The 15909-nt window shown below is 68.6% G+C and carries 15 protein-coding genes; 4 read left to right on the top strand and 11 right to left on the bottom strand.

Features of this window, described 5'->3' with window-relative positions; all coding sequences use genetic code 11:
* Positions 1 to 7: 7 nt before the first annotated feature.
* On the bottom strand, positions 8 to 1000 hold the full coding sequence (locus AAID08_RS16635; protein WP_024069315.1) for a tripartite tricarboxylate transporter substrate binding protein: 993 nt from the start codon (positions 998 to 1000) through the stop codon (positions 8 to 10).
* Positions 1001 to 1108: 108 nt separating this feature from the next.
* On the opposite strand from AAID08_RS16635, the gene AAID08_RS16630 reads away from it, so the two are divergent.
* Positions 1109 to 2008: a LysR family transcriptional regulator gene (locus AAID08_RS16630; RefSeq protein ID WP_006387054.1), complete on the top strand. Its 900-nt coding sequence runs from the start codon at positions 1109 to 1111 to the stop codon at positions 2006 to 2008.
* A 140-nt stretch (positions 2009 to 2148) separates the two neighbouring features.
* Here the strand turns inward: AAID08_RS16630 and AAID08_RS16625 are convergent, their stop codons facing one another.
* Genes AAID08_RS16625 through AAID08_RS16585 form a run of 9 tightly spaced genes read right to left on the bottom strand, consistent with a single transcriptional unit; the run spans position 2149 to position 12714 of the window.
* Positions 2149 to 3318, bottom strand: coding sequence for a CMD domain protein (locus tag AAID08_RS16625; protein WP_395756655.1), 1170 nt, complete (start codon positions 3316 to 3318; stop codon positions 2149 to 2151).
* 24 nt (positions 3319 to 3342) lie between these two features.
* Positions 3343 to 4701, bottom strand: a complete 1359-nt coding sequence (locus AAID08_RS16620; protein ID WP_395756654.1) for an acyl-CoA thioester hydrolase/BAAT C-terminal domain-containing protein — start codon at positions 4699 to 4701, stop codon at positions 3343 to 3345.
* A 10-nt stretch (positions 4702 to 4711) separates the two neighbouring features.
* Positions 4712 to 6283, bottom strand: coding sequence for an ABC transporter substrate-binding protein (locus AAID08_RS16615; RefSeq protein ID WP_049054664.1), 1572 nt, complete (start codon positions 6281 to 6283; stop codon positions 4712 to 4714).
* 31 nt (positions 6284 to 6314) lie between these two features.
* On the bottom strand, positions 6315 to 7355 hold the full coding sequence (locus tag AAID08_RS16610; protein WP_144657831.1) for an ABC transporter ATP-binding protein: 1041 nt from the start codon (positions 7353 to 7355) through the stop codon (positions 6315 to 6317).
* Complete coding sequence (locus AAID08_RS16605) at positions 7352 to 8374, bottom strand: ABC transporter ATP-binding protein (RefSeq protein ID WP_020928177.1); 1023 nt, start codon at positions 8372 to 8374, stop codon at positions 7352 to 7354. The genes AAID08_RS16610 and AAID08_RS16605 overlap by 4 nt, the downstream gene beginning before the upstream one ends.
* The gene (locus AAID08_RS16600) at positions 8371 to 9273 is read right to left on the bottom strand and encodes an ABC transporter permease (protein WP_395756653.1); all 903 of its coding nucleotides are present in this window, start codon (positions 9271 to 9273) and stop codon (positions 8371 to 8373) included. Before AAID08_RS16600 ends, AAID08_RS16605 begins: the two co-directional genes overlap by 4 nt.
* A gap of 29 nt (positions 9274 to 9302) precedes the next feature.
* Positions 9303 to 10277: an ABC transporter permease gene (locus AAID08_RS16595; RefSeq protein WP_006387061.1), complete on the bottom strand. Its 975-nt coding sequence runs from the start codon at positions 10275 to 10277 to the stop codon at positions 9303 to 9305.
* Complete coding sequence (locus AAID08_RS16590; protein ID WP_395756652.1) at positions 10274 to 11749, bottom strand: SidA/IucD/PvdA family monooxygenase; 1476 nt, start codon at positions 11747 to 11749, stop codon at positions 10274 to 10276. The genes AAID08_RS16595 and AAID08_RS16590 overlap by 4 nt, the downstream gene beginning before the upstream one ends.
* On the bottom strand, positions 11746 to 12714 hold the full coding sequence (locus tag AAID08_RS16585; protein WP_395756651.1) for a LysR family transcriptional regulator: 969 nt from the start codon (positions 12712 to 12714) through the stop codon (positions 11746 to 11748). The genes AAID08_RS16590 and AAID08_RS16585 overlap by 4 nt, the downstream gene beginning before the upstream one ends.
* A gap of 636 nt (positions 12715 to 13350) precedes the next feature.
* On the opposite strand from AAID08_RS16585, the gene AAID08_RS16580 reads away from it, so the two are divergent.
* The 3 genes from AAID08_RS16580 to AAID08_RS16570 all read left to right on the top strand — a co-directional run bounded on the left by AAID08_RS16580 (position 13351) and on the right by AAID08_RS16570 (position 14680).
* The gene (locus AAID08_RS16580) at positions 13351 to 13854 is read left to right on the top strand and encodes a CinA family protein (protein WP_175166848.1); all 504 of its coding nucleotides are present in this window, start codon (positions 13351 to 13353) and stop codon (positions 13852 to 13854) included.
* 14 nt (positions 13855 to 13868) lie between these two features.
* A complete protein-coding gene (locus AAID08_RS16575; RefSeq protein WP_395756650.1) occupies positions 13869 to 14378 on the top strand; it encodes a DUF421 domain-containing protein in 510 nt (169 codons plus the stop codon).
* A 74-nt stretch (positions 14379 to 14452) separates the two neighbouring features.
* Positions 14453 to 14680, top strand: a complete 228-nt coding sequence (locus AAID08_RS16570; RefSeq protein WP_116792470.1) for a hypothetical protein — start codon at positions 14453 to 14455, stop codon at positions 14678 to 14680.
* Between the two features lie 55 nt (positions 14681 to 14735).
* On the opposite strand, the gene AAID08_RS16565 is transcribed toward AAID08_RS16570, so the two are convergent.
* Positions 14736 to 15887, bottom strand: coding sequence for a DJ-1/PfpI family protein (locus AAID08_RS16565; RefSeq protein ID WP_395756649.1), 1152 nt, complete (start codon positions 15885 to 15887; stop codon positions 14736 to 14738).
* Positions 15888 to 15909: the final 22 nt, after the last annotated feature.

The raw sequence follows: 15909 nt of genomic DNA, 5'->3' as shown, positions 1-15909 counted from the left end.
GGGGGACTTATTCGGCGGAAAGACGGGCGTCTTTCACCACCTGGCTCCAGCGGCGCTCTTCGGCGTCGATGAAGGCGGCGAATTCGGCCGGGCCGGCGCCGGAAGGCTCGGCGGCGTCATGGGCCAGGCGCTGGCGCACGGCGTCGGTCCGCAGGGCGCGCTGGGCGGCGGCCTGCAGGCGCGAGATCGCTTCCTGCGGCGTGCCGGCCGGGGCCAGCAGGCCGAACCACTGCGAGCTTTCGAAGCCGGGGTAGCCCTGCTCCGCCACGGTGGGCACGTCCGGCAGGATCGGCAGGCGCTGGGCCGAGCCGACGGCCACGATCTTGATCTTGCCGGCCTGCGCATGCGGCAGCAGGCCGGGAATGCCGGCCGCGGCGGCGTCGATGTTGCCGGCCAGCAGGTCGGTGACCTGGGCGCCGGTGCCCTTGTACGGCACATGCACCACGTCGATGGCGGCGGCGGTCTTGAGCATTTCGAAGGCCAGGTGGCCGGCGCTGCCGTTGCCGGCCGAGCCGTAGTTCAGGACGCCCGGCTTGGCGCGCGCCAGCGCCACGAATTCGGGCAGGGTGGCGGCCGGCACCTTGGCGCCCACGGCGAACACCATGGGCAGCTTGGCCAGCAGGATGATCGGGGCGAAGTCGCGGCGCGGGTCATACGACAGGTTGGGCATCATGGTCGGGTTCACCGCCAGGGTGCCGACGTGGCCCAGGATCAGCGTGTAGCCGTCGGGCCGGGCGCGCGCCGCTTCCACCGTGGCGATGCTGCCCTGGCCGCCGCCCTTGTTCTCGACGATGACCTGCTGGCCCAGGTCGCGCGACATTTCCACGGCGACGGCGCGCGCCACCACGTCGGAACTGCCGCCGGGGCCGTAGGGCACCAGCAGGCGGATGGGGCGTTGCGGCCAGGCGTCGGCGTGGGCCGAGAAGGGGGCGGACGACAACAAGGGGGCGGCGGCCAGCGCCAGCGCGGTGCGCAGGCAGGCTCTCCGTAACGGCTTCATGGGCGGGTCTCCTGTTCGGGCCGCTATTGGTTGCGGCTGGGAGACATCGTGCCCCGCCCTCGGAATCGAGTAAAGTGCAAAAATTCGTTCAATTCTTGATGAAAACGCATGAATTTCGATCTTGCCGATCTGCGCGCCTTTCTGGCGGTGGCCGACCTGGGCAGTTTCCGCGCCGCGTCCGAGGCGCTGCACCTGTCGCAGTCGGCGCTGTCGCGTCGCGTGGACAAGCTGGAGGCGGCGCTGGGCGTGCAACTGATGACGCGCACCACGCGCAAGGTCGAGCTGACCACCCTCGGGCGCGGCTTCGTGCCGCGCGCCCGCAGCGTGCTGAATGAGCTGGAGAGCGCGCTGGTCGGCATCCGCGACGTGGCCGAGCGGTTGTCGGGCATGGTGACGATTGCCTGCGTGCCGTCGGCGGTGGCGTATTTCCTGCCGGATGTGATCCGCGAATACCACGCCAGCTATCCGCGCATCCGCATCCGCATCATCGACGAGTCGTCCTCGCAGGTGCTGACGGCGGTGGCGCGCGGCGACGCGGATTTCGGGCTGACCTACATCGGCGCCAATGACGCGGAGATCGAGTTCAAGCCGCTGCTGGAAGAGCCGTTCGTGGCGGCGGTGAGCCGCAAGCATCCGCTGGCCAAACGCAAGTCGGTGGATTGGGCCGACCTGGAGGCGCATCCGTACATCACGCTGGCGCAGGGCAGCGGCAATCGTTTCCTGATGGACCAGGCGCTGGTGCACAGTGGCAGCCGGCCGCGCCATTTCTGCGAGGTGCAGCACGTGCCGGCGCTGGTCAGCATGGTGGAGGCGGGCCTGGGCGTGGGCGTGGTGCCGCGCCTGGCGATGCCGGATGAGGACCACGGCACGCTGGTCAGCGTGCCGCTGCGCAACCCCGCCGTGAGCCGCACGATCGGGCTGATCCATCCGCGCGGCAAGACCTTGAATCCGGTGGCGCGGCTGTTCTACGACCTGCTGTCGCAGCGGGTTGAGGCGCGGCAGAAGTAGGCGGGCGCGCGGTTCAACCGGCACGCCGCTGCGTTGTCGGCCGCCTGCGGATGACGGACATCAACCGCGAGCCGCAAAGCAGACAGGCCGCGAAAACGCGGCCTGTCCAGGTACTGCGCGGCGCGATGCGCGCGCGATCGTCAGACCTGCACGACCACCGGCTCGCCCAGGTTCAACATCAACCGGTTGGCCCACGCGAAGATCGCGTCCGAATGCAGCAGGTCCAGCACTTCGCCGTCGCTCAGGCCCACGTCCTTCAACGCCTGGATGCTGGCCGCATCCACCGAGGCCGGCGCATCGGTGATCTGGATCGAGAACTTGCCGATCGCCAGTTCGCGCGCGGTGGTGCCGGCGGTGGCCGGATTTTCGAACACCTGCGCGATCACGTCATTGCGCTTGGCCAGTTGCTCGAAGCGCTGCGCGTGCACCGAGGCGCAGTAGACGCAGCCGTTGACGCGCGACACCACGGTCGCGCCCAGTTCACGCTCGGCGCGCGACAGGCCGCCGGGCGCGTACATGATGGCGTTGAACGCGGTGGAGCGCTGGCGCAGGATCTCGGGCTGGTGCACCAGGAACAGGTAGTAATCCGAGACCTTGGCCTTGGGGTGGCTTTCTTCCAGGACCGCGATCTGCTCGGGCGTGGCGCTGTCGACCTGGACCACGTCCAGCCACGCCTTCCACTCCAGCACTTCGTTGGTGAAGCCGTGGGCCTTGATGACGTCACCAGGTTCGGTGGCGGCGGTGTTGGCCGGGAAGGGCGCGGGCGGGGTACCGGCCGCAATCGGCTTGGTTTCCAGCGCCAGCATGGCCTGCAGGCCGGCGACCAGGCGCACCTGATACGACAGGAACGCCACCAGTTGCGACAGCGTGACCACGGCGGGCGTGGAGACGCCGGCGGCCGGCAGGGTCTTGAGGGCCGCCTCGTCGCCTTCGACGGGCTTTTCGATCAGCTTGCGGGTGAACTCCAGGATCGCGGCCAGGCGCGGGTCGGCGGCGTCCGCCGGCTTGCCGGACTCGGCCACCTGGATGTCGGCGGCGCTGGCGCCGGCCTCGACCAGGCGCTGGCGGTAGTGCGCGGCCAGCGCCGGCGACGGCGTCAGGCGCGCGGCGTACAGCGCGACCAGCAGGCGCTCTGCCAGCGTCAGGCCGGGCAGGGCCGGGTCGAACAGGGCGTCGTAGCTGCCCTGGGTGGCGGCGGCGACCTTGTCGCGCTGGTGGCGCACGGCGTAGGTGGCGCTGTCGGCCTTCAGGCCGACGAGCTGGTCCACCAGGTCGCGGGCGGCGTCATAGACGATGGGGGGTTGTGCCATTGAGAAAGTCTCCTTGGATGTCGTTCAGCCGGGGTTGCCGGGCGTGGCGGCCGCGCCGGCTTCGGCGCGGCTCGCGGACGGCGCGGCCTGGCCGCGCGCCTTGACCGCGGCGTCCAGGAACTTCAGCACGCCTTCCCACGATTGCTCGTCGGCGCGCGCGTTGTCCTTGGGGTTGCCGCCGCTGGTGCTGATCTTGCCGGACACGGGGTGGGCGTAGACCAGTTGGGTGGTGGGCACGTAGGGGAACAGGATCGAGTGGCCGCCGTTCTCGTAGTCCAGCCATTGGACCGGATACGGATGCTTCACCTCGGCCAGCTTGTCGCGCACCATCTTCGAGTACAGGCTGGACGGCCATGAGCCGTCGTCGGTGGCCGACAGCAGCATCACCGGGCCCTGGATGTCCTCGACCTTGATGCGGGCGCGGGCCACGGCGTCGGGGTCCTGCAGCGCGGTGAGGATGGCCTTTTCGTGGCGATGCGGCGCGGGGCCTTCGTCGAACGGCGCCCAGGTGGCGGTGCGGTTGTTTTCCCAGACGTGCGGCAGGGGCTTGCCGCCCAGCAGCCAGGTCGGGCCTTCGCGGCCGATCTTGGGATCGCAGGCGTTCTGGCCGCTGTGGACCACGGCGCCGGGCACGTAGGCCACGACCGCCGACACTTCCGTGGGGAAGGTGGCGCCCAGCAGCAGCACCAGTTCGCCGCCGCGCGACTGGCCGCTGATGGCGACGAAGTCGTGCTTGGGCTGGACCTTCTTGCGCAGCCAGCGCAGGCCGGTCTGGAAGTACTCCAGCGGCGTGTTGGAGATGTAGTCCGACAGGCCCGGCGCCTTGAAGTAGGCCAGGGCGAAGGCGGCGTAGCCGCGCGACGCATACAGCGCGGCGCGCGGTTCGTTGATGCCGCCGCCCGAGCCGTTCAGGATCAGCACGGCGGGATGCGAGCCGGGCGTGGCGCCGGGCGGCAGGTAGAGCGTGCCGACCAGTCCTTCCTCGCGCACGTCCTGGCGGGTGACGCCGTCGGCCGCCAGGCGCTGGGTGAAGCGCGCCACGCTCTGGGCGCCGGCCACGCGCGCCACCACTTCGGTGACCAGCGGCTCGCTGACCGGGTGGTTGAAGTGCTCGCGGCTGGGCGAGTCCACGGGCGACTGCGACCACACCAGGCCCATGGGCGAGAGGCCGCTGTAGTCGCCCGAGACGGGCGCGTCGCGCGTCAGGTCGACCACGCCGTCCTCGCCCGCGACGAAGGCGGCGTGGCTTTGCCACAGCACGCCGTTGCGGCGGGTGAGGGCGGTGATCTCCACCGTCTGGCCGGGCGCGACGTGCTCCACCCGGATCTGGCGGGGCACGTCGATGAGCGCGTCGGCGGGTTGGATGCTCAGGGTAGGAACCATGATGCGCGCCTTACTTGGCCGAGTCCTTGGTGACCATCATGGCGGCGGTGCGGTCGCTGGTCATGGGGGTGACCTTCAGGCCCTTCTTGGCGGCCCAGATGTTCTTGTAGTGGTACAGCGGGATGATGCCGACGTCGTCGGACACCAGCTTGACCGAGTCGCGCAGGATGGCTTCACGCTTGGCCACGTCGAATTCCGAGGTGGACTGGTCCAGCGCGGCGTCGACCTTGGGGTTGCTGTAGTGGCCCCAGTTGGAGGCGCCCAGGCCCTTCTTGGCGTCGACGGTGGCCAGGATGTTGACCAGCGCGTAGCTGGCTTCGCCCGTGCCGTTGCCCCAGGCCAGCATGCTGACCGCGAATTCGTTCTTGTTGGCGCGGCCCGAGTACACGGCCCATGGCACCACTTCCACTTGCGTCTTGACGCCGATGCGGGTCCAGAACTGCGCCACCGCCTGGGCCGTTTCCGGGCCTTGCGGGTAGCGGTCGTTGGGCACGTGCATGGTCAGCTTGAAGCCGTCGGGGAAACCGGCTTCGGCCAGCAGCTTCTTGGCCTTTTCGACGTCGTTGGGGATGTCCTTGACGTCGGGGTTGTAGCCGAAGGTGCCCTTGGGCATCCACTGGTTGGCTTCGGTGGCGGCGCCCTGCAGGATGCGGTCGGCGATGGCCTTGCGGTTGATCGCCAGGTTCAGCGCCTGGCGCACGCGCACGTCCAGCAGCGGGTTCTTGTCCAGCGGCTTGCCGTTGTTGTCGGTGATGTACTGGTTGGGCGCGGGGTTGAAGCTGGGCTGCAGGATCATGACGCGCAGGCCGTCGTACGGGTAGACCGAGATGTTGGCGGCCTTCTGCAGCTTGGCCAGGTCGGACACCGAGACCTTGTCGATCACGTCGACGTCGCCGGCCAGCAGCGCGGCGGTGCGGGCGGCGGCGTTGTTGATGTAGCGGTAGTTGACCTTGTCCCAGGTGGCCTTCTCGCCCCAGTAGCCATCGTTGCGTTCCATGATGACGCGGTCGCCGGGGGTGTAGGACACGAACTTGTAGGGGCCGGTGCCGATCATGGCCTTGCCCGAGTTGTAGTCTTCGGTGGTGGACTTCTCGCCGACGTGCTTGCTGACCACGTGCACCGACGCCAGGTTCAGGGGCAGGTCGGGGTTGGGCGCCTTGGTCTTGACGATCAGGGTCAGCGGGTCCTTGGCGGTCATCGTGTCGATGGTGCGCAGGTAGCCGGCGTAGGTGGCCACGCTGCCGGGCACGGCGCGGGCGCGGGTGTACGAGTAGATCAGGTCGTCGGCGGTGAACGGCGTGCCGTCCTGCCACTTGACGCCTTCGCGCAGCTTGAATTCCCAGGTGGTGCTGTCCAGCGGCTTCCAGCTCACGGCCAGGCCGGGCTGCAGCTTGTTCCACTTGTTCTCGATCAGCAGATCCCAGAAGTGCAGAGCCACCGAGCGGTCGCCGGCGTGGTTGTTCAGTTGCGGGTCGAGCGAGGACAGCGGATCGGCAAAGCCGATCGACAGGTTGTCGGCCGAGGCCGCGGCGGACGCGCCCAGGATGGCGGCGGTCAGGGTCGAGAGAATCAGGCGTTTCATGTTCGGGGTCCTTGGTGAGGGGGAACTTCTTTCAGGCCATGTCGTTCAGGTGACAGGCGCTCAGGTGGTTGATGGCGATTCCCTTCAGGGTGGGAACCTCGGTTTTGCAGCGCGCCATCGCATGCGGACAGCGCGGGTGGAAGTGGCAGCCGCCGGGCGGATTGAGCGGGCTGGGAATCTCTCCCTTGATGGCGGTGAAGGTCTTGTGGCGCGATTTCAGGTTGGGGATCTCGGCCAGCAGCGCCTGGGTGTAGGGATGGTTGGGGCGGCGGAAGACTTCGTCCACCGGCGCCGTCTCGACCACGCGGCCCAGGTACATGATGACCACGCGGTCCGACAGGTGCTCGACCACGCCCAGGTCATGGCTGATGAACAGGTACGTCAGGTTGAGCTGTTCGCGCAGGTCCATGAACAGATTCAGGATCTGCGCCTGGATCGACACGTCCAGCGCGGCCACGGCCTCGTCGCACACCAGCATCGACGGCTGCACCGCCAGGGCGCGGGCGATGCCGATGCGCTGGCGCTGGCCGCCGCTGAACTGGTGCGGATAGCGCTGGCGCAGGGCCGGGTCGAGGCCGGCGCGTTGCAGTTGCGCGCTGACGTAGTCGTCGAAGTCGCCGTTGCCGACCAGGCCGTGGATGCGCGCGGCCTCGCCGACGATCTCGTCCACGCGCAGGCGCGGGTTCAGGCTCGCGTACGGGTCCTGGAAGATCATCTGCACCTTCAGGCGCGCGGCGTGGGCCTGGGCCGGCGTCATGTCGGCCGGGCGCTGGCCGTTGATCAGCACCTCGCCGCCGGACGGCGTCAGCAGGCCGGCCGCGATGCGGCCCAGCGTGGACTTGCCGCAGCCGGACTCGCCGACCAGGCCGACCACTTCGCCGGGGCGCACCAGCAGGTCCACATGATCGACGGCGCGGGTGATGGCGGGCGGCTTGGACAGGCCCAGGCGCTGCAAGGCCCGGCCGGCGGCGCCGACGGGGCGTTCGCCAAAGCGCTTGCTGACCTGGCGCAGGTCGATGAGCGGGGTGGCGTGGGCGCCGTCGCGGGTATCCGGAATCGTCGTCTGGCTCATGCCGTCACCTCGCCCCGTTGGCGCGACGGATGAAAGCAGCGCACCTGATGGCCGGGCAGCACGTCGGTGATGGCGGGCTGCTGGCCGCATTGCGCCGTGGCGCGCGCGCAGCGCGCCGCGAAGGCACAGCCGGCGGGCAGGGTGAGCAGGTTGGGTGTCATGCCGGGAATCTGGCGCAGGCGTTGGCCGCGCTGGTTGTTGCTGGGCAGGCTGTCGATCAGGCCCACCGTGTAGGGATGTTGCGGACGGTCGAGCACGTCGTCGACCTTGCCGTGTTCGACGATGCGGCCGGCGTACATCACCGCCACGTCGTCGGCCAGGCCCGCCACCACCGACAGGTCGTGGGTGATCCAGATGAGGCTGGTGCCGTGTTGCTGCGCCAGCTTCTGCACTTCGGACAGGATCTGCGCCTGGATGGTGACATCCAGCGCCGTGGTCGGCTCGTCGGCGATGATGAGGTCGGGCCGGTGCAGCATGGCGATGGCGATCGCCACGCGCTGGCGCATGCCGCCGGACAACTGGTGCGGATACGCCAGCAGCCGTTCTTCCGGACTGGGAATGCCCATCATGCCGAGCGTGTCGCGGGCCAGCTCGCGCGCCTGCGCCTTGCTCATGCTGTTGTGGGCGCGCACCGTTTCGATCATCTGCACGTCGACCCGCAGCACCGGGTTCAACGTCATCATCGGATCCTGGAAGATCATGGCGATGCGGTTGCCCTGCAGCTTGCGCAGTTCGCGCGGGGCCAGCTGGGTCAGGTCGCGGCCCTGGAACAGCACCTGGCCGCCGACCACGCGGCCGGGGGCGTCCACCAGGCCCATGATGGAAAAGCCGGTCACGGATTTGCCCGAGCCGGACTCGCCGACCAGGCCCAGGATCTTGCCGCGCTCCAGCGTGAACGACACGTCGTCCACGGCGGGCAGGGTGCCGGCGCGGGTGAAGAAGTGGGTGCGCAGGTTGCGCACTTCCAGGGTCGGCACGTTGGCGGCGGCCGGCGCCGCGACGGGACGGGCGGCGCTCATTTGTGGGTCCTCGGGTTCAGCACGTCGCGCAGACGGTCGCCTACCAGGTTGATGGCGACGATGGTGATCAGCAGCGCGATGCCGGGGTAGAAGCTGATCCAGTATTCGCCGGACAGCATGTATTGGAAGCCGTTGGAGATCAGCAGCCCCAGCGACGGCTCGGTCACGGGCACGCCCAGGCCCAGGAAGCTCAGGGTGGCTTCGAGCGTGATGGCGCGCGCGATCTGCAGGGTGCCGATGACGATCAGCGGCGGCAGGCAGTTGGGCAGGATGTGCTTGAGCATGATCCGCCAGTTGGGGATGTCCAGGCAGCGCGCCGCCTCGACGTACTCGCGGCGGCGCTCGACCAGGGCCTGGCCGCGCGCGGTGCGGGCGTAGTAGGCCCATTCCAGGATCACCAGCGTCAGCACCACGTTGCCCACGCCCTTGCCCAGGTAGGCCAGGATCATCATGGCCACCAGGATAGACGGGAACGACAGGATCAGGTCCACCAGCCGCATGATCAGCGCGTCGACCTTGCCGCCGGCGTACGCCGCCAGCAGGCCCAGCAGCGTGCCGATGATGCCGGCGATCAGCGCCGAGCCCACGCCCACCATCAGGCTGATGCGCAGGCCGTACAGGATGCCCGACAGCAGGTCGCGGCCCTGGCCGTCGGTGCCGAGCCAGTAGTGGAAGGTGTTCAGGCCGTTCATCGTGCCCGGCGCCAGGCGCGCGTCCAGCACGTCGATCTGCAGCAGGTCGTAGGGGTTCTGCGGCGAGATCCACGGCGCCAGGATGGCGGCCAGGATCAGCAGGGTGGCGATCACCAGCCCGAACACCGCCGTCTTGGACGACAGGAATTCCAGCAGGTTGCGGCGCCAGGGCGATTCACGCTTCAGCGCAGGGGCGGCGTTTTGCATGGCATTTGCCTGGGGAGTGTTCGGAGCGCTCATGCCGAGGCCTCCAGCCGCACCCGCGGGTCCAGCACTTTGTACAGAATGTCGACGATCAGGTTGAGCGTCACGAACAGGCACACCACCACGATCAGGTAGGCCACGATCACCGGGCGGTCCAGCGCGTTCAGGCTGTCCAGGATCAGCTTGCCGGCGCCGGGCCAGGCGAAGATGCTTTCGGTGATGACGGCGAAGGCGATGGTCGAGCCCAGCTCCAGGCCCAGCACCGTCACCAGCGGGATCATGGTGTTGCGCAGCACGTGCACACAGACCACCCGGAACGGCGACAGGCCCTTGGCGCGGGCGAACTTGACGAAGTCCAGCGGCATCACGTCGCGCACGCCGGCGCGGGTCAGGCGGATCACCAGCGAGATCTTGAACAGCGACAGGTTCAGCGCCGGGAGGATCAGGTGGCGCCAGCCGTCGGCCGTCAGCCACGACCACTGGAAGCCCAGGAATTCCACCGTCTGGCCGCGGCCGCTGGCCGGCAGCCAGCCCAGCGACACGCTGAAGGTCATGATCAGCATCAGCGCGACCCAGAAGGTCGGCAGCGAAAAGCCGACGATGCTGCCCGCCATCACCAGCTTGGAGAAACGGCTGTCGGGATACAGCCCGGCCAACAGGCCCAGCGGCAGCCCGATGATCACCGCCAGCAGCAGCGCGGCGATGGCCAGTTCCAGGGTCGCCGGCAGGCGCTGGATCACCAGTTCCACGGCGGGGATGTTGTAGACGAAGCTGTTGCCCAGGTTGCCGTGCAGCGCCCCGTTCAGAAAGCCCAGATACTGTTGCCACAGGGGCTTGTCCAGCCCCAGTTCGGCGATGATGCGGGCGCGGTCGACCTGGTCGACGTCCTGGCCGATCAGGATGTCGACGGGGTTGCCGATGGCGTGCAGCCCGACGAAGACGATCAGCGTCATCAGGAACACGACCACCGCGGCTTGCGCCACGCGGCGGAGCAGCCAAGCGGTCATTGCGCGGTCTCCGCCTGCCGGGCCGCGCCGGGCGCCGGGGCCGGCGTCCATTCGTCGCCGAACACCTCGGGTTCCGCGAACGCTTCCATGTTGGCGTAGTGCGTGGCCACGTCCTCGCGGTAGAAGAGGCCCGCGATACCCTGCGCCAGGCGCTTGGCGCCTTCGCTGATGGCGGGGATGTCGCCCGACACGGTGCCGTGCGTCAGCGCGGCCGGGTACGAGAAGCAGTGCACGCGGTCCAGGCCCGGACAGGCGCCCGGGGTCTTCTCCTGCAATTCGAAGGCCGCGCCCAGGTCGGGCGAATCATGCAACTCCTGGTCTTCCTCGCCGGCGGGCGGGGTGTAGCGGTCGCCCCAGGCGCGCACGTGCGGCGCCAGCGCGGCGAATTCCGGCCGCACGGTCCAGTCGATGCGAAAGCCGGTCGAGAACACCAGGAAGTCCAGCGTGAAGACGCCCTTGGGCGTGGTGACGCGGATTTCGTCATTGACCAGCGCCAGGTCCTGCACGCCGCAGCCCAGGTTGAAGCGGGCGTTCGGGTGGCGCGACACGCGCAGCGTGCTGCCGCGTGGCGGCGGCACCTGGGCGGCGTTGATGTAGTGGCGGATCTTCCACTTCCACTCATCGGGCAGGTTCAGGTGGCCGTGGGTCAGGCCGGGGTTGCCGGCGCCCTTGCCCTTGTTGATGCGCGGAATGTCGTCGCGGCGGATCAGCAGGTCGACGCTGGCCGCGCCCGCTTCCAGGGCGGTGGCGGCGCTGTCCATGGCCGACGCGCCCGCGCCCACCACGCCGACGCGCTTGCCGGCCAGGGTGGCGTAGTCCAGCACGTCCGACGAATGCGCCCAGCGGTCGCGCGGCAGCTTGCGCGCGAAGTCCGGCACGTAGGCGCCGCCCAGGCCGTCGCGGCCGGTGGCCAGCACCACGCGGCGCGCCAGTACGGTCTGGCGGCCGGAGGGCGCTTCGATGTCCAGTTGCACCAGCCGGTCGGCGCGCGGCAGCACGGCCAGCACGCGGTGCTGGTTGCGCACGTCCAGGTTCAGCACGCGGCGGTACCAGCGCAGGTAGTCCATCCATTGCAGGCGCGGAATCTTGTCCAGCGCGTCCCAGGCCTCGGCGCCGAACTGCGCCTCGAACCAGGCGCGGAAGGTCAGCGCGGGCAGGCCCAGCGCCGGGCCCGTCAACTGCTTGGGCGAGCGCAGGGTTTCCATGCGCGCGGTGGTGGCCCACGGCCCTTCATAGCCTTCGGGCGACTGGTCGAAGATCGGCGCGACGATGCCCAGGTGCGTCAGCGAGGCGGCCGCGGCCAGGCCGGCCATGCCGCCGCCGATGATGGCCACGTCCAGCACCGGCTGGCCGTCGACCAGGCGCGGCGTGACCCAGGGCTTGGCGGGGATTTCCAGCCAGGACAAATCCTGGCGCAGGCGCGCTTCCAGCGCGGCCAGGCCTTGCGGGGCGGGAGCGAGGGGGTGGTTCATGCGGGGGTATCCGTAAGAGGGGCGTCATCGCCGTAGATCGACTGCAGCAGCGCGCCGTGCTGGCAGGCGTCGTGCAGCACGAAGCCGGGCAGCAGTTGCGCGGCGGCCTGCGCCAGCGCATCGGCCATGGCCTGGCAGGCCGGCGTCAGGGGCTGCGACTGCGAGGTGATGACCCCGAAGAAAAAGGGGATGTCCAGGTCGATCGGGCGGATCGCCACGCCCGCCATCGGCGCGCCGTAGGCGGTAATGGGTTCCAGCACCGACACGCCCAGGCCCGCGCGCACGGCGGCCAGGGCGTTGACGGACGAATTGGTTTCGATGGCGCCGGCGGCATGGCCCAGCGCCGCGTCCAGCCGGCGGCGCAGGCGGTAGGGATTGGCCATGGTGATGACGCGGCGCCCGGCCAGCTCGGCCACCGGCACCACGTCATGGCGCGCGGCGGGATCGTTTTCGGGCAGCGCCACCACACAGGGCGCCTGGCCGATCCAGTGCACGGTCAGGCCGCGATGCTCCAGCGGCAGGCTGGTCGCGCCCAGTTGCGCCGTACCGCTCAGGACGGCGTGCACCACGCGCTCGGGCGAGGCGCTGCGCAGTTCGATGCGGGGGGCGAGGTTGGCGTGCGGCTCGATGCGCTTGAGCGCGTCCGGCACCAGCCCGGCGGCCAGCGCCGAAGTGGCCGCCAGCAGCAGCGGCTGCGCCTGGCCACGGGCGATTTCCTCGGCCCGGTCGCGGATCTGGCGCAGGCTGGACAGGGCGCGTTCGACGTCGTCATAGAGCAGGAAGCCCTGCTCGGTCGGGGTCACGCGCGGCCCGCTGCGGGCGAACAGGGCATAGCCGATCTCGGCCTCCAGTTCCTGCAGCAGGCGGCTGATCGCGGGTTGCGAGCGGCCAAGCAGACGCCCGGCAGCGGTGACGCTGCCCGTGGACATGACGGCCGCGAAGGCCTCGAGTTGACGAAGTTCCATCTGTCTTGCTTTATGCCAAGGACGAATTCTTGCGTATCGAGTATGCGCCCGGCAAATAATTAAAGGGCATAAGCAAATTCCCTAATCGGGATTTCCTTATGCCCTTTCATTACTTCGCGTTATTTCAATGACTTAGGCGTTCATGGCGAGGCTCGCAGCGGTTGCCCTGGCGGAGCGGCGCCCGCTACAGGCGATAACAAAGCCAGCGATAGGCTCGGAAAGGCTCAACCCGTCCCGGTCTGAAGTACACCGTGTAACGCCTGCTTCGCCCTGGTTGCAGGGAGCCGAAATACACTGCCGCATCCTCAACTCGCCGTTACTGACATGAAAATTCTCTGTAGCCTGACCGTCATGGTTGCCCTTCTCGCCGGCTGTGCGGTCTACACGCCCGATGGGGCAGTGGTGGTGGACCCTCACCGCGGCGGCGGCGGCGGTTTCTGTCCGCCGGGCCAGGCAAAGAAAGGGAACTGCTGACCAGGCGCCGCGGGCCCGCCGCGCATTGCGGGCCTGCCTGCATCGCTCCCCCGGGGCTGTCCCGCAAGCTCGGGCGTGTCACGCCGCGCGCGGCCTCGCCGGCGACTTTCTCGGCATGGAAGTTGCTGAAAGCATGAGATCTCGACTACCGGGAGGCGGGAGATGAATGCAATCGAGCGGGTGGCGGCTTTCATGCATAGGGAAGGGCTGACATTGGTCACTGCCGAGTCCTGCACGGCCGGACTCATCGCCGCCACCTTGGCGGACGTGCCCGGCGCCGGGGCGCTGCTGGATTGCGCATTCGTCGTCTATTCGCCCCAGGCCAAAATGCGATGCCTGGGCGTTTCGGCCCGCACGCTCAGAACCCACAACCTGACGAGCGAAGCCGTCGCGGGCGAAATGGCTCTGGGCGCGGCCCGACGCAGCCGAGCGAACGTGGCGATATCGAACACGGGCGTGACCGACGACACCGATGCGGCAATCCCCGCGGGCACGCAGTGTTTTGCCTGGGTGTTCAAAGAAGGGGCGGCGGATTCCGCGCCCGCGGTTTACGCGGAGACCCTGCGCTTCACCGGAGGCCGCAATGCCATCCGAGCGGCGAGCGCGCGGCATGCCTTGGAAAGGATGGTCACCTATTACACCGAGTGGCGCGCGGCGCAACGCTGACAAGGGGCCTGGATATGAGCGAGCTTTCGGAGATCTTCGCGCTGCAGGCCGGCTTTGCCGAGATGTTCATTCGCGGAACCACCGTGTACTGGGTCCTGTATGCCTTGCTCCGGGCGTCGGGCCGGCGCGATCTGGGGTCGCTCGGCGTGGCCGACATGCTCGTCCTGGTGTTGGTCGCGGACGCGGCGGGCAATGCGATGTCCGGCGATTCGTATTCGCTCGGCGACGGGATCATCGTCGTGGCGACCATTGTCGGTTGGAGCTATTTTCTGGATCGCGTCAGCTATTACGTCCCGCCGCTGCGTCGGCTGCTGGAGCCGAAGCGGGTATGCCTGGTTCGAGACGGGCAGTTGATTGTGTCCGGCCTGCGGCGCGAACACATCACCCGGGGTGAATTGATGGAGCAATTGCGGCTGAAAGGGGTGGACCGCCTCTCGCGCGTCAGGCGGGCGTATCTCGAGTCGACGGGCGAGTTCAGTGTGATCGAGTTCGAGGACGGGCGGCGGGAGAGTCCGAAGGCATGAGACGGCCCTTCGGCATGGCAATTGCTGGCCCGTCCCGCACCGGCGCAGCGCGGCCGGTGAAATCGGAGAACACCATGTCGAAGCCAATATTTCATGCAGCGTCGAACAGCGAGCGGCATAACGGCCAACCCGAGGCGGACAAGCCGGGACGCGACGTTCCCAATCCCGACCCGGATACGGGGTCGGGCTACCCCGCCGGCGGGCATCGGCGCGAACAGGGCAAGGACGCATACGGCCGCGGCCCGCTGCAACGTCGTCAGGCTGGCTTGCCGCCCGATCCCGCCACCGACGAGCCGTCGTGAGCGCGGCGGGCAATGCCGATCCGGGTGCGGGACAGATGATGAATGCCCGCACAGGTCAAGGCCGCGGTCCGGGATACTCCAACTGCAGCGCGACGAATTCCGCGGTGTCCTGCCCATAACGCGTCCGCAGCAGTTCGAGGATGTCCGCCAACACGGGTCGGGCAGCCGTGCGGTCTGCGCCTGGTTCCCGCGCCTGCAGTGGCAGGGGATCGCCCGCGCCCCATCCTCCGCCGTCGGAGAGGTAGATCAAGCCGCTTGCCAGCGCGACGGGCGCCGCGTCGATCGTGGCGCCGACCACCGCGGTGCGATAGGTGCGCGCAAATGCGTCGGCGGCGAGCGCCAGGCGCAGGTCATCGGCGCCCGGCGATAGCCGCGCCACCAACGTCTCATGGTTCCAGAGGGCGAGGGCGTTCTTCGCCGCTGTGGCGACATGCCCGGGCCGTAAGCGAAAGGCCGATCCGTCATGCGTATCTTCCCAACCTTGCTCGCTCAGGTCCCGCGCCAATTCGCGGGCTTTCGATTGGCCCGCGATGACTTCCACCAATGCCAGCGACAAGGGGATCGAGGCGCTGACACCCGTGGTGGTCACCACGTTTCGATCCGCCACGTAGCGCCGGTCCTGCCGCCACTGAACCGAGGGGAAGCCGCGCGCCAGGGCGCCTCGGGAATACCAGTGCGAAACCGCCTGGCGCCCGTCCAGCAGACCTGCCCGCGCCAGCACCCACGCGCCGTCGCAAATGCCGATGACCACCGCGCCTTTTTGGGACTGCGAACGTACCCAGGACAAGAGGCGCGGGTCCGCGTCGTCATGCACGGCGGGAACAATGACATAGTCGGCGCCCTGGGGATGGCGTTGATCGAAAGCGGCGACATCGGCATCGGGCCGCGCGCTCAACGCCGGAAAGAAGCGTATTGGTCTCGACTCGATCCCCAGGGCCCACACCTCGGCGGCCCCCGATCGCTTCAGCACCGCGTACGGCACCACGAAATCGACCAGCTCGGTATTGGCGTTGTGCGCGATGACGGCAATCACTGGCTTGCGCTGCGCCACCGGCAGGCGTGGATCGGGTAGCGGGGGCGAGCTTTCGCCGCTCAGGATCGGCGCGGATATGTCGGCGCGATCCCACCCCATCCAAAGCGCGGCGGCAGCCGACGCAACAGCCAACGCACAATAAAAAAAGGCCACGCGATACCGCTTACCGAACATTGACACACCGCTTCCAGACGAC

The sequence above is a fragment of the Achromobacter sp. EB05 genome (genome assembly GCF_044232075.1).
Taxonomy (GTDB): Bacteria; Pseudomonadota; Gammaproteobacteria; order Burkholderiales; family Burkholderiaceae_B; genus Achromobacter; species Achromobacter dolens.
This window is presented reverse-complemented; position numbering and strand designations above follow the sequence as displayed.